Origin of the sequence: Aeromonas sp. FDAARGOS 1417, from assembly GCF_019046985.1 — a bacterium.
Lineage (GTDB): Bacteria > Pseudomonadota > Gammaproteobacteria > Enterobacterales > Aeromonadaceae > Aeromonas > Aeromonas veronii.
Genome location: NZ_CP077221.1, coordinates 303,999 through 316,585 on the forward strand (window position 1 = coordinate 303,999; position 12,587 = coordinate 316,585).

The 12,587-nt window shown below is 61.4% G+C and carries 11 protein-coding genes and 1 pseudogene; 9 read left to right on the forward strand and 3 right to left on the reverse strand.

Features of this window, described 5'->3' with window-relative positions:
* The first annotated feature begins 49 nt into the window (after positions 1 to 49).
* The 6 genes and pseudogenes from phhA to I6L47_RS01375 all read left to right on the forward strand — a co-directional run bounded on the left by phhA (position 50) and on the right by I6L47_RS01375 (position 5,578).
* Positions 50 to 844, forward strand: a complete 795-nt coding sequence (phhA, locus tag I6L47_RS01345; protein ID WP_216948468.1) for a phenylalanine 4-monooxygenase — start codon at positions 50 to 52, stop codon at positions 842 to 844.
* Between the two features lie 52 nt (positions 845 to 896).
* A pseudogene (locus I6L47_RS01350) lies at positions 897 to 1,379 on the forward strand (4a-hydroxytetrahydrobiopterin dehydratase); the annotation flags it as partial.
* Positions 1,380 to 1,533: 154 nt separating this feature from the next.
* Positions 1,534 to 3,081: a transcriptional regulator TyrR gene (gene tyrR / locus I6L47_RS01360; RefSeq protein ID WP_005333656.1), complete on the forward strand. Its 1,548-nt coding sequence runs from the start codon at positions 1,534 to 1,536 to the stop codon at positions 3,079 to 3,081.
* Between the two features lie 189 nt (positions 3,082 to 3,270).
* A complete protein-coding gene (locus I6L47_RS01365; RefSeq protein ID WP_139494226.1) occupies positions 3,271 to 3,828 on the forward strand; it encodes a YfiR family protein in 558 nt (185 codons plus the stop codon).
* Positions 3,825 to 5,054 carry a diguanylate cyclase gene (locus I6L47_RS01370; RefSeq protein ID WP_216948470.1) on the forward strand — a complete coding sequence of 410 codons (1,230 nt, stop codon included), beginning with the start codon at positions 3,825 to 3,827 and terminating at the stop codon, positions 5,052 to 5,054. Before I6L47_RS01365 ends, I6L47_RS01370 begins: the two co-directional genes overlap by 4 nt.
* A 35-nt stretch (positions 5,055 to 5,089) precedes the next feature.
* Positions 5,090 to 5,578, forward strand: coding sequence for an OmpA family protein (locus tag I6L47_RS01375; RefSeq protein WP_005333642.1), 489 nt, complete (start codon positions 5,090 to 5,092; stop codon positions 5,576 to 5,578).
* 94 nt (positions 5,579 to 5,672) lie between these two features.
* Here the strand turns inward: I6L47_RS01375 and I6L47_RS01380 are convergent, their stop codons facing one another.
* Positions 5,673 to 6,410 carry a TerC family protein gene (locus I6L47_RS01380; RefSeq protein ID WP_005352619.1) on the reverse strand — a complete coding sequence of 246 codons (738 nt, stop codon included), beginning with the start codon at positions 6,408 to 6,410 and terminating at the stop codon, positions 5,673 to 5,675.
* A 120-nt stretch (positions 6,411 to 6,530) separates the two neighbouring features.
* Here I6L47_RS01380 and I6L47_RS01385 point away from each other — a divergent pair, with 120 nt between their 5' ends.
* The 3 genes from I6L47_RS01385 (at position 6,531) to I6L47_RS01395 (ending at position 9,787) form a co-directional block, all read left to right on the forward strand.
* The gene (locus tag I6L47_RS01385; protein WP_216948471.1) at positions 6,531 to 7,646 is read left to right on the forward strand and encodes an ATP-NAD kinase family protein; all 1,116 of its coding nucleotides are present in this window, start codon (positions 6,531 to 6,533) and stop codon (positions 7,644 to 7,646) included.
* Positions 7,647 to 7,745: 99 nt separating this feature from the next.
* The gene (locus I6L47_RS01390; RefSeq protein WP_005333639.1) at positions 7,746 to 8,024 is read left to right on the forward strand and encodes a YfcL family protein; all 279 of its coding nucleotides are present in this window, start codon (positions 7,746 to 7,748) and stop codon (positions 8,022 to 8,024) included.
* Positions 8,025 to 8,122: 98 nt separating this feature from the next.
* A complete protein-coding gene (locus I6L47_RS01395; RefSeq protein WP_005333638.1) occupies positions 8,123 to 9,787 on the forward strand; it encodes an AMP-binding protein in 1,665 nt (554 codons plus the stop codon).
* Positions 9,788 to 9,896: 109 nt separating this feature from the next.
* Here I6L47_RS01395 and I6L47_RS01400 read toward each other — a convergent pair whose 3' ends face one another.
* Both I6L47_RS01400 and I6L47_RS01405 read right to left on the reverse strand, forming a co-directional pair.
* Positions 9,897 to 11,060, reverse strand: a complete 1,164-nt coding sequence (locus I6L47_RS01400) for a PLP-dependent aspartate aminotransferase family protein (RefSeq protein WP_005361156.1) — start codon at positions 11,058 to 11,060, stop codon at positions 9,897 to 9,899.
* A 133-nt stretch (positions 11,061 to 11,193) separates the two neighbouring features.
* Positions 11,194 to 12,237, reverse strand: a complete 1,044-nt coding sequence (locus I6L47_RS01405) for an isopenicillin N synthase family oxygenase (RefSeq protein ID WP_216948472.1) — start codon at positions 12,235 to 12,237, stop codon at positions 11,194 to 11,196.
* Positions 12,238 to 12,587: the final 350 nt, after the last annotated feature.

Below are 12,587 nucleotides of genomic sequence, written 5' to 3' on the forward strand. Positions count from 1 at the left end.
GTGATGAAACGGCAAGGCGCCTGATGTGGCGCCAGAGGATGGAACAGCTATGGCGACCTTCTACACCGCCCACCAGCCGGATGCTGACGGGGTGATCCACTACAGCAACGAGGAGCATGGCACCTGGCAGATCCTGATCGAACGCCAGTTCGCCGCCCTCGATGGCAAGGGGTGTAACGAGTATCTGGCCGGTCTCGACAGGCTGGGGCTGCCCCGTGATCGCATCCCCCAGCTGGCCGAGATCAACGCCGTCTTGCAGCCTGCGACCGGTTGGTCGGTGGCGGCGGTGCCTGCGCTTATCTCGTTCGATCGCTTCTTCGCCCTGCTGGCCAATCGCCAGTTTCCGGTGGCGACCTTTATCCGGCGCCGGGACGAGCTCGACTACCTGCAAGAGCCCGATATCTTTCACGAGATCTTCGGCCACTGCGCCATGCTGACCAATCCGGCCTTTGCCCACTTCACCCACCTCTACGGTCAGTTGGGGCAGCAGGCGAGCAAGGAGCAGCGGGTCTTTCTGGCGCGGCTCTACTGGTTCACCGTGGAGTTTGGCCTCTTGGCAACGCCGGACGGGCTGCGTATCTACGGTGGCGGCATTCTCTCCTCCATCGGCGAGACCGCCTATGCCCTTTCCGGCAAGCCGCTGCTGCAACCCTTCGATCTACTGACTGTGCTGCGCACCCCGTATCGCATCGACATCATGCAGCCCACCTATTTTGTGCTGCCGAGTCTCGAGCATCTCTACCAGCTGACCGGGGAGGAGATCATGGCTGCTCTGGCAGAGGCCAGCCGGCTTGGCCTCTATCCGCCACGTTTTGAGGTTGCCGCTGGCAAACAGGCGAGCTGATCAAAAGCAAACAGCCCTATTTCATTTTCATTAATTCAAGCAGGAGTAACCCATGTCCGAACTGGCCAGCCAACAGTGTGAAGCGTGCCGCGCCGATGCCCCCAAGGTGAGTGATGAGGAGCTGCGCGAGCTGATGCAGCTTATCCCCGACTGGCAGCCGCTGGTGGTGGAGGGGGCGCTGCAACTGCGGCGGGAATTTACATTTCGCAACTTCAAGGAGGCGCTGGCCTTTGCCAACCGTCTGGGCGAGCTGGCGGAGGCGGAGTTCCATCATCCCGCTATCTTGACCGAGTGGGGGAAGGTGACCGTCAGCTGGTGGACCCACAAGATCGGCGGATTACACCGCAACGACTTCATCATGGCTGCGCGTACAGACCAATTGCCCAGATAATCTGAGAACAGGTTGAGGCGGAGTATCCCCCTTCCTGCATTTCTGACTGAATGGGGGAAGGTGACCGTCAGCTGGTGGACCCACAAGATCGGCGGTTTGCATCGCAACGACTTCATCATGGCGGCGCGCACCGATCAGTTGCTCCGGTAATCGCGCCCCACAGCAGCGTCATCGGTTGACCCGGGCCTGCCTGCGAAAGCGGGGCAGGCCCGCATTTTTATGGGCTGGCGCTCGCACTGGGGGGATCGAGACTGTATTATCCGCTCATTCATAGAGTTAGCTAGGAAGTGTGTCCCGAATGCGTCTTGAAGTCAGCTGTGAAGACCGCCTGGGCCTGACCCGGGAACTGCTCGACCGCCTGGTGGAGCACAATATCGATCTGCGCGGCATCGAAATCGATACCTCAGGCATCATCTATCTCAACTTTCCCGAGCTGGAGTTCAGTGATTTTCAGCACCTGATGCCGGAGATCCGCCGTATTCCCGGCGTCTACGACGTCAAGACCATCCCCTACATGCCTTCCGAGCGAGAGCACCACGAGATAGAGGCGCTGCTCAAGGCGCTGCCGGATCTGGTCTTCTCCCTCGACAGCAAGGGCAAGGTGACCCAAGCCAACCAGTCTGCCCTCACCACCCTCGGCTTGCCGGTGGAGGAGGTGCGCGGGGTGGCGCTCGGTTCGCTGGTCAAGGGGTTCTCCTTCACCCGCTGGCTGGAGGCGAGCGAGATCAAGCCGCAGACCTGCAAGCTCAGTTTCAATGGCGAAGAGTATCTGGCAGATCTGATGCCGCTGTTCGTGGCAGAAGCCCGCGGCAAGCAGGCGCTGGCCGGGGCCGTAGTGGTGCTCAAATCTGCCCGCCGGGTCGGCCTGCACTTCAGCGCGCTTCATGCGGTGGAAGTGGGGGGCTTCGAGCATCTGCAGGCCGAGAGTCCCAAGATGAAAGAGGTGCTGTCGCAAGCGCGTAAACTGGCAATGCAGGACGCGCCGCTGCTGATCGTCGGCGAGACCGGCACCGGCAAGGAGCTGCTGGCCCGTGCCTGTCACGGGGCCAGCCTGCGCTCCAGCCACCCCTTTATGGCCCTCAACTGCGCCGCCATGCCCGATAACGTGGCCGAGAGCGAGCTGTTTGGTTATGCCCCCGGCGCCTTTGGCAACAACACCGAGGGCAAGCGCGGCGTGCTGGAGCTGGCGAGCGGCGGCACCCTGATGCTGGACGAGATCGGCGACATGTCTCCCCATCTGCAGACCAAGTTTTTGCGGGTGTTGCAGGATGGGGTATTCCGCCGGGTCGGTGACGAGCAGGAGGTGAAGGTCAACGTGCGTTTCATCTGCACCACCCAGAAGCAGTTGCTGGATCTGGTGCACGAAGGAACCTTCCGCGAGGATCTCTACTACCGTCTCAACGTGCTCAGTCTGGCGCTGCCCCCCCTGCGCGAGCGCAAGGCAGACATCATGGTGCTGGCCCAGCAGTTTGTCTCCCGCTTTGCCAGCGAGTTGCAGCGACCCCGTCCGCGCTTTACCCGCAACATGGCCGACTACCTGACCGCCTACCGCTGGCCGGGCAACGTGCGTCAGCTGCGCAACTGTCTCTACCGTGCCATGACCCTGTTGGAAGGGGATGAGCTGGGGCCCGAGCAGATCGACCTGCCGGTGGCGGCCGATACCATGCCGCTGATCGACGAGTGGTTTGAGGGGAATCTCGACGATGCGGTGAAGCGCTTCGAGAGCCAGCTGCTGGCCCGGCTCTATCCCGCCTTCCCGTCGACGCGCCAGCTGGCTAAACGCCTGGGCGTGTCGCATACCGCCATCGCCAACAAGCTGCGGGAATACGGCATCAGCAAGAAGTGATTTCCGCCTTGTTGCCTGCCACCAGAGAGCCCGTTACCAGACGGGCTCTCCGTTTTCTTTACACGAACTCGGTAGTTGATGGTGGGGTGAGACTTGTCAGGCCAGTGTCAGCCAACTTACTATCTGGGTTCATGTACCCGAACCGCAATGCCATAGCAGCGGTATTGTCAAGGCGACTACCTCCCGATCATGCTGTTACTCTTTTCCCCCCGTTTAACTGCCCGTCTGGCGCTCCTGTTGGTTGCGTTTGGCCTGCTGTTGCCCCGCGCGCTGGCGGAAACGGCCGCAGAGAGCCGGGCGACGGCGGTCAGGGAGCTGGTGCTCGATATCATGAGTTACACCCGCTGGCCCACCGAGCCTGCGGTGCTGCGTATGTGCGTGGCGGCGCCGACCGAATATGCCGGCGCCCTCTTTACCATCGATCGTCAGGCCAATGGACGCACCGTGCAGGTCCATCGTTACGAGGCGAGCGATCCGGCCATCAGCGATCACTGCGATGTGCTCTATCTGGGAGTGCTCGACGATCCGACCCGGATTGCGCTGTTTGCCCGCCTGCAGGGGCACCCTGTGCTCAGCATCAGCGAATACAACCACGACTGCTCCACCAGCTCGGTGTTCTGCCTGCAGACCTCGCCGGACAGCGTGCGGGTGCGGTTTAAAGTGAACCTCGATGCTCTGGCCCTGAGCGGCGTGCGGGTGCATCCCGCCGTGCTCAAGCTGGCCCATGCCGACAAGGGGGTTCCATGAGACGACAGGTGAGCGCGGCTCCCCGCCGTCTGACCCTGCGTCAGAGCCTGGGGCGAACCCATCTGGTGGCCGCCATTACAGCCGTCAGCGTGGCAGGACTCTTTTTTACTCTGGTGGCCCTGCTGGTAGTGCGTTTTTACGCCGACCACAATCTGGAGCTGGTAGCCCGCGCCATCAGCTACAGCGCCGAGGCGGCGGTGGTGTTCCATGATGAGGAGGCGGCGAGCGAGGCGCTCAGTGGCATCGTTGCCAAGGAAGAGGTGGCCGAAGCCACTATCGTGCTGACCAATGGCCAGCTGCTCGCCAGTTGGGAGCGCCCCAGAAGCAATCCGCTGGTGACGCTCGAAGACTATCTGGCCCAACTGCTGATGCCGGGGCCTGTCAAACTCCCCATGCTGCGGGGTGGTGAGCAGATCGCCACCATCGAGCTGCGCGGCCACGGTGAATATCTGTTGCTGTTTTTGCTCTCGGCGCTGCTGGCGATGGTGGTTTGCCTGATGCTGAGCGCCATGGTGGCACTCTATGTGGCTGACCGGATGCAGGTCTCCATCACCGCACCGCTGCGCAAACTGGCACTTGTCGCCCACTCGGTACGCCGACAGCGCACCCTGGGGATGCGGGCGCCACCGGCCGATATCGTCGAGATTAACGAGCTGGGGGATGACTTCAACTCCCTGCTGGACGAGCTGCAAGCCTGGCAGGCCCAGCAGGCCCGCGAAAATGCCAGCCTGCTCCATCAGGCGACCCACGATGCCCTCACCGGACTGCCCAATCGCGCTCTGTTTGAAGCGCGGCTCGCGCAGGCCATCTCCCTCGGCGAGCAAGAGGGGTTTGCGCTGCTCTATCTCGACTGCGATCGTTTCAAGCAAATTAATGACACGCTGGGGCACAACGCCGGTGACGATGTGCTGATCGCGCTCTCAAGACGGGTGCAGCATCAGCTGCGTCCGGATGATCTGGTGTTTCGCCTCGGTGGTGACGAGTTTGCGGTGCTGGTTGGCCCACTCCAGCGACAGCATGAGGTGGAAGAGGTGATTGGCCGCATCCAGCAGGCGATGAGCGAACCGGTGGCGCTGCGTGACGGTCGTCAGCTGGTGGCCGAGGTGAGTGTCGGCTTCGCCGTCTATCAGGCGGGCATGAGTGCCAGCGTGCTGTGTGCTCAGGCCGATGCAGCCATGTATCTGGCGAAACGGGCGCGCCGCAGTGAACAGCAAACCATCGCCTGACTGGCAAGAATAACAACATAAACAAGGAGCAAACCATGAAGATCACCCACCTGTTGAAAGTGACCCTGCTGGGGTTGATGTTGTCGCTGCTGGCCGGTTGTCAGAGCGCGCCCAAGGGGTTGACCCCGGAGCAAATCGCCGTGCTCAAGGAGCAGGGCTTTTATCTGACCGATGAGGGGTGGACGCTGGATCTGGCCAACCGGGTGCTGTTTGCCAACAACGTGGGGGCGCTCAATCCCCAGACTCGCCAATCCGTTGAAAAACTGGGTAAAACACTGCTTGGCGTAGGGTTGGACAAGGCGCGGGTGGATGGCCACACCGATAATACCGGCGAGAGCAGCTACAACCAGCAGCTCTCCCTGAAGCGGGCCCAGTCGGTGGCCGATGTGCTGGTCTCGGTCGGCATGAAGCCAGCCAATCTGGAGATCCATGGCCGTGGCGAGACCATGCCGCTGGCGGATAACAAGACCAGAGAGGGCCGGGCCGCCAACCGCCGGGTTGCCATCGTCATCAGCGATCAATAACCCTTTCATCGTTTCGTTACCCATAAAAAAGAGCGCCCGATCGGCGCTCTTTTTGATCGCGACAGCTGGGGTCGCGAGGGCATGTGGGGCTGGGTTACTGCGCGCTATTTTGCCCGTTATTGTCGTGATGGCTGCGCAGGCGGATGTTGATCATCTCCACCACCAGCGAGAAGGCCATGGCGAAGTAGATGTAGCCCTTCGGAATATGCAGGTCCATCCCCTCGGCCATCAGGGCAAACCCCACCAGGGTGAGGAAGGAGAGGGCCAGCATCTTGATGGTGGGGTGGGCATCGACGAAATCACCGATGGATTTGGCGGCAAACATCATGATGAAGACGGCGATCATGATGGCCAGCACCATCACCGGCACGTGATCGGCCATGCCGACTGCGGTGATCACCGAGTCGAGGCTGAACACGATATCGAGGATGGCGATCTGGATCAGGGTGCTGATAAAGCCCGAGGCCGCTTTGCTGACGCTCTCCGGCTCGGCTGCCCCTTCCAGGGTGACGTGGATCTCGTGGGCACTCTTGCCGATGAGGAACAGGCCCCCCAGCAGCAGGATCAGATCGCGGCCGGAGATGGCTTCACCCAGCACGGTGAAGAGCGGATCGGTGAGGCGCATCACCCAGGCCAGCGAGAGCAGCAGCAGGATCCGGGTACCCATGGCGAGCCCCAGACCCAGAATGCGCGCTTTTTGACGCTGCGCCTCCGGCAGGCGACCTACCAGGATGGAGATAAAGATGATGTTGTCGATGCCCAGCACGATCTCGAGCAGGGTAAGGGTGGCGAGTGCGACCCAGGCAGAGGGATCAAGAACCCATTCCAGCATGATTGAACCTTGGTTGAAAATTGGTTGGAAAATTGAAGCAGCGCATTCTAGCAGGGGCGCCACTGCTTGTCCCAGAGGGGGGAAAAGATAAAAATGGTGGCCATCGCAAGGGAGGCAGGCATGTTTCGATTAGGGTTCATTATTAATCCGGTCGCCGGGATTGGCGGTGCAGTGGGGCTCAAGGGCAGTGACGGTGTAGTGGCCGAGGCGCTGGCCCGTGGCGCTGTGCCCAAGGCGCAGGAGCGGGCGCGGCAAGCCTTGTTGCCACTGTGCGAGCTGAGCGTCCCGTTTGAACTGCTGACGGTGGCGGGAGAGATGGGGGAGGCGGTGGCCCGCGAGCTGGGGTTGCCCTGTCGGGTCATCTATCAACCGGTCGGGGAGATGACCTCTGCCGATGATACCCGCCACGCCGCCGGGCTGATGCGCGAAGCCGGGGTCGATCTGCTGCTGTTTGCCGGTGGCGATGGCACGGCGCGGGATATCTGCGCCGCGGTGGGGGAGTCTTGCCATGTGCTCGGCATTCCGGCGGGGTGCAAGATCCACTCCGGCGTCTACGGGGTGACGCCCGCTGCCAGCGGGCGGGTGGTAGCGCGGATGATCGCAGGGGAACTGCTCAGCCTGATCGATGCCGAGGTGCGCGACATCGACGAGGAGGCGTTTCGCGCGGGCAAGGTGCGGGCCCGCCACTACGGCCAGCTGAAGGTGCCCGGCGATCTGCGTTACGTACAGGCGGTAAAACAGGGGGGCAAGGAGTCCGAAGAGCTGGTGTTGGCGGATCTCGCCGCCGGTGTGGTGGAGCAGATGGAGCCCGATACCCTCTATCTGATGGGCTCCGGCAGCACGGTGGCAGCCTGTATGGCTGAGCTCGGTCTGGAAAATACTTTGCTCGGTGTGGATCTGGTGGAAAATGGCCGACTTATCGGGCAGGATCTCAGCGCCGCCGAGATCCTGACCCGGATCCGCGGCCGTCGCTGCCGACTGATCATTACCCTGATAGGCGGACAGGGACATCTGTTCGGGCGCGGAAATCAGCAATTGAGTCCAGAGGTGATTCGGTGTGTCGGGCTGGACAATATCCAGGTGCTGGCAACCAAAGCCAAGCTTGCCGCCCTTGCGGGCAGGCCGCTGCTGGTGGACACCGATGATCCGCAATTAAACCGGGCGTTGCGTGGTTATCTGCGAATAACCACGGGATACAAGGATCAGGTCATCTACCCGGTGGCCAACCCGGAATAGGACGCCAAGGACGCTGCTGGCCTGGCGCCAGAGAGCTGCAATCAACCGGATTGCGGTTCCATACCCCCGAATTTTTTGCCGCAAATGAGGCTGCGTTACATGACGATTCACGATTTTGAGCACAAGTTGTTGGGACTGATCGACAGCATGGTTGCCACCGCGACCGACGATGAGCTGTTTGCGGGGGGTTACCTGCGAGGTCATATCTCATTGGCGGTTGCCCGGGCCGAGCTGGAAGGCAAGACCCTGGTGCGGGACGTCAAGAGCTATGTGCTGCGCAGCCTCAACGAGGCGATCTTGCAAGGTGAGCTTTCTGAAGAGGATGAAAAGCTGGTGCAGGCGATGTGGAGTCGTTTGCAACAAGACGCAGAAGCTTGATCGGATACACAATTCAAACTGAAGTTTGAGTTTATCCTTCCCCTGAAGTTAGTGAAAGGTTAATAATAAGTTTCGCCTTTTGTTTCAGGGATTAAACTATGGCCTCCTCCTCACGCATTGCCAATAAACTGCCGCTCGAGATGCTCTATCACTGGGAGCGGCAGTGTCCTGATCGAACCTACCTGCGTCAAACCATCAACCGCGAATATGTCGATTTCACCTGGGGTGAAGTGGCCGATGAAGCGCGGCGGATGGTGACGGCCTTGCGTCACCTCGGTCTGGTGGCCGGTGACAAGGTGGCGCTGCTCTCCAAGAATTGCGCCCAGTGGTTTATCGCCGATCTGGCGATGCAGATGGGGCAGTATGTGAGCGTGCCCATCTACCCGACAGCCAACGTCGACACCATCGAATATGTGCTGCGCCACAGCGAGGCCAAGGCGATCTTCGTCGGCAAGCTGGATGACTGGAAGAGTCAGGAGGCTGGCGTACCCGCCGATCTGCTGCGCATCGCCTTCCCCTACGACACCATGCCGGCCAGCCACCAGTGGGACGATCTGCTGGAGGCGCACGAGCCGATCCCTGACAGCCCGGTGCAGGCCCCTGACTCCCTACTGAGTCTGGTCTACACCTCCGGCAGTACCGGCAAGCCGAAAGGGGCCATGCTGAGCGTCGAGCGTTACGCCTGGTCGTGCGAGAAGCTGGTTGAGACGGTGAGCCTGAGCCAGGCCGATCGGGGCTTCTCCTACCTGCCGCTGGCTCACATTACCGAGCGGGTCTACATCTACGGCGGTAGCCTCTATGGCGGTGCTACTATCGCTTTCCCCGAATCCCTCGACACCTTTATCGAAGATGTCAAACGCTGCCGTCCCACCGTCTTTATCTCGGTGCCACGACTGTGGGCCATGTTCCGCATCAAGATCCACGAGAAGCTGCCCCAGAACAAACTGGCGTTGCTGCTCAAGATCCCGCTTATCTCCGGCCTTATCAAACGCAAGCTGCAAAAGGGGTTGGGACTGGATCAGGCCCGTGTACTCGGCTGCGGTTCCGCGCCTGTCTCCCCTGCGCTGCTTGAGTGGTATCTGAGCATCGGCCTCAAGGTGACGGAAGCCTGGGGTATGACCGAGAACCACGCCTACTCCACCATCAACTACCCGTTCCGCGCTGACAAGATCGGCACCGTCGGCAAGGCGGGGATTGGGGTGACCATCAAGATCTCCGACGAGGGTGAGATCCTCTGCCGCTGCGAAGGGATGATGCTGGGTTACTACAAGGATCCCGAGCACAGCGCCGAGGCCATCGATGCCGAGGGGTGGCTCCATACCGGCGACATGGGCAAGCTGGACAAGGAGGGTTATCTCACCATCACCGGCCGGATGAAGGATGTGTTCAAGACCGCCAAGGGCAAGTATGTGGCGCCGGTGCCCATTGAGGGACTGCTGGGGCAGGAGCCCATTATCGAACAGCTCTGCGTGATTGGTTATGGCATGCCCCAGCCCATTGCGCTGGTGCAGCTGGCCGAGAGTGCCATGAAGGGCAATCGGGAGGAGGTCAACGCCAGACTGGAAGCGGCGCGGGTACGGGTCAACGATCAGCTGGAATCTCATGCCAAAATTCGCGGCATTCTGGTGGTGAAAACCCCCTGGAATATCGAGAACGGTGTGCTGACCCCCACCATGAAGATCAAGCGTCACCTGCTGGAGCAAAAGTACGCCCAGGTCGGGGATCGCTGGCCCTCATCCCAGGTGGTGGTGTGGGAGGAGTAAATCCCGTCTTTCCATAGCGCAACAAACAACAACGGCCCTTGATGGGCCGTTGTTGTGTTTGGGGCATCTCACTCGCCGCTGTTTTGTCGGCGAGTAAAAGCGCGCCCGGTTAGATCTGCGCCAGCGCGGCGGCCAGATCGGCGATCAGATCGTCCGCATCTTCCACCCCGATGCTGAAGCGGATGAGGTCGTCGTTGACCCCGGCGGCGAGGCGGCTCGCCTCGTCCATGGCGGCGTGGGTGGTACTGGCCGGATGGCAGGCCAGACTCTCGAGATCCCCCAGACTCACCGCCTGCACGAATAGCTGTAGGTTATCGAGCAGGGTGGCGCAGCGCTCAAACCCGCCTTCAAGTTCAATACTCACCATGCCGCCAAAGCCGCTGGCGAAGGCGCTGAGAGCATCGTGGCCTGGATGGTTGGCAAGCCCCGGGTAGATCACCTTCTTCACCGCCGGATGTGCCGCCAGAAACTCGGCCACTTTCTGGGCATTGTGCAGGTGGGCATCCATCCGCAGCGGCAGGGTCTTGACCCCGCGTTGCAGCAGGTAGGCCTCCTGCGGGCCGATGGGGGAGCCGATATGCTTGAGGGCCACAGTGCGGATCGACTTCATCAGGGCGTGAGAGCCTGCCACCACCCCGGCGATGATGTCGCCGTGGCCGCCCAGATATTTGGTGCCGCTGTGCATCACTACATCGACCCCGAGCTCCAGCGGGCGCAGCAGGTAGGGGGTAAGGAAGGTGTTGTCACACACCGTGATGGCGCCCACCTTGCGGGCCGCTTCCACCACCAGTCGCGGATCCACCACCTTGAGGGTGGGGTTGGTCAGGGTTTCGAACAGTACCACCTTGGTGGCGGGGCGGATGTTGGCCAGCAGATCCCGGTCACTCTCGTAGGCGGTGACCTTGATACCGGCGCGGCTGAAGGTTTGTTTGAGGAAGGCATCGGTGCCGCCGTAGAGCGGGCCGATATAGGCCACCTCATCGCCGCTGTCGGCAAGCGCATACATGATGGCGCTCACCGCCGCCATGCCGCTCGCCACCACCAGCGCTTCGTCAGCCCCTTCCAGCGCCGCCAGTTTCTGCTCCAGCTCGGCGGTGGTGGGGTTGCCAAAGCGGCTATAGATAAAGCCGGGGGCCTGACCTGCAAAGCGCTCCTTGCCCGCCTGGGCGTTGAAGTAGCTGAAGGTGCTGCTCTGGTAGAGCGGGGTGGTGAGGGCGCCGGTCTGGGGGTCGATCCGCTGGCCGCTGTGTACGCTCATGGTCTTGAATTTCATCGTGTTGCTCCGTGATGGCCAGGCTCTGGCCATGACTTGTTTTGTTGTTCGTTGCTTGTTGTGTTTGTCAGCGCGGGTATGTGCATGCGGCTTGTGGCTTATGCATATACCCGCCTGCGAATCTTTGCGCTGCTCAGGCCGGTATCGCTTCGCTCTCTGTGCGCTGGAAGCGAGCGGGCTCCAACGGCCCATAGTGACGCGCCGCCACGTCCGGGTGGGAGCGCAGCCGCCCTTTCAGCACGTTCTCCCCCACCTGATTAAAGAGTGGGTTGGTCGGGTCACTCTCCGGCCCTTGCGCCTGCGCTGCCAGCGCGGGGGAGAGGCTGAGCAGGGGCACGGTGGCATCGAGCCGCGCCGCCATAAAGAAGGCGCAGGAGAGGCGCGAGACGCCGGGCGGCGGGCTCACCACCCGATGCAGGGTCGCCTTGAGATAGCCGTTGGAGGCCAGCTCCAGCAGCTCGCCGATATTGACCACCAGCGCCCCCGGCAGGGGCGGTGCGGAGATCCAGCCGTCGGCCGTCTCGACCTCAAGCCCCGAGTGATTGTCCTGCATCACCAGCGTCAGGTAGCCGGGATCCTTGTGGGCGCCGACCCCCTGACTGCTGCCACCCGCCTCTTGCCCCGGGTAGTGAATCAGCTTCATGTGCTGGTAGGGGGCGCCGCGAATACTGTCGTCAAACACGTTGGCCGGTTGCTCCAGCACCTCGGCAAAAGCGGCCAGCAGGGTGAGGGTGATATCGCTCAGACGATCCTGCCACGCCAGCAGATGGCCTTTCATCTCGGGCAAGGCGGTCGGCCACTGGTTGGAGCCGATCAGCCGCTGCCAGGGTTCACGGATCAGAGCAGCAGGCAGGGCTTGCGCCTCATTCATGATATCGAACTGCTCCCGCAGATCCGGCCGCTGGCGGGTCAGCTCGGCACCGACCCGGTTGTAGCCGCGAAAGTGGGGGCTGTTGACCATCTGCACCGCCAGCTTCTCCTGCTCCGGCAGAGCAAAGAAGCGCGCTGCCAGCGCCAGGGTTTCCCGCTGCTCTGCGTCACTCAGGCCATGTCCTGTCAGATAGAAAAAGCCCACATCGCGGGCGGCCGCGGCCAGCCTGGCCAGCATAGGGCGACGCACCTCGGGCGCCCCGTTGAGGGCAGCCAGATCGATGATCGGCAGTGGTGGCTGTTCCATGTACACCTCCTCACTCTTTCGTTATCTCTGGCGCCATCTCTTGCACTGCCTCGCTGTTGGCAGACCTGATAAGCGGCAAACGGGATGGCGCGACAGTGTGGCGCCATCTGGGATAAAGGGGATGCTACTGTTCGGTGTTATAAGACGGAAACAACAAATTATTCTTAGTTATATACAAAATTCGAAATGGAATTCGGTGTCTGATGGGCTGCGGTTTTTTGCGCAGCCATTGCGGGGTAAATGGGCAGCGATGAGGGGGAGAGTGATAACCAGAGGCAAGCTACCAGCGGCAAAAATGACCAAAACAGAAAATGGCCAAAACAGAAGGGAGGCGGATGCCTCCCTTCTGG

Excerpts from the sequence above, each read along its gene's own strand:
- phhA (WP_216948468.1), top strand. The coding sequence starts at position 50 with ATGGCGACCTTCTACACCGCCCACCAGCCGGATGCTGACGGGGTGATC.
- tyrR (WP_005333656.1), top strand. The coding sequence starts at position 1,534 with ATGCGTCTTGAAGTCAGCTGTGAAGACCGCCTGGGCCTGACCCGGGAA.
- I6L47_RS01365 (WP_139494226.1), top strand. The coding sequence starts at position 3,271 with ATGCTGTTACTCTTTTCCCCCCGTTTAACTGCCCGTCTGGCGCTCCTG.
- I6L47_RS01370 (WP_216948470.1), top strand. The coding sequence starts at position 3,825 with ATGAGACGACAGGTGAGCGCGGCTCCCCGCCGTCTGACCCTGCGTCAG.
- I6L47_RS01375 (WP_005333642.1), top strand. The coding sequence starts at position 5,090 with ATGAAGATCACCCACCTGTTGAAAGTGACCCTGCTGGGGTTGATGTTG.
- I6L47_RS01380 (WP_005352619.1), bottom strand. The coding sequence starts at position 6,410 with ATGCTGGAATGGGTTCTTGATCCCTCTGCCTGGGTCGCACTCGCCACC.
- I6L47_RS01385 (WP_216948471.1), top strand. The coding sequence starts at position 6,531 with ATGTTTCGATTAGGGTTCATTATTAATCCGGTCGCCGGGATTGGCGGT.
- I6L47_RS01390 (WP_005333639.1), top strand. The coding sequence starts at position 7,746 with ATGACGATTCACGATTTTGAGCACAAGTTGTTGGGACTGATCGACAGC.
- I6L47_RS01395 (WP_005333638.1), top strand. The coding sequence starts at position 8,123 with ATGGCCTCCTCCTCACGCATTGCCAATAAACTGCCGCTCGAGATGCTC.
- I6L47_RS01400 (WP_005361156.1), bottom strand. The coding sequence starts at position 11,060 with ATGAAATTCAAGACCATGAGCGTACACAGCGGCCAGCGGATCGACCCC.
- I6L47_RS01405 (WP_216948472.1), bottom strand. The coding sequence starts at position 12,237 with ATGGAACAGCCACCACTGCCGATCATCGATCTGGCTGCCCTCAACGGG.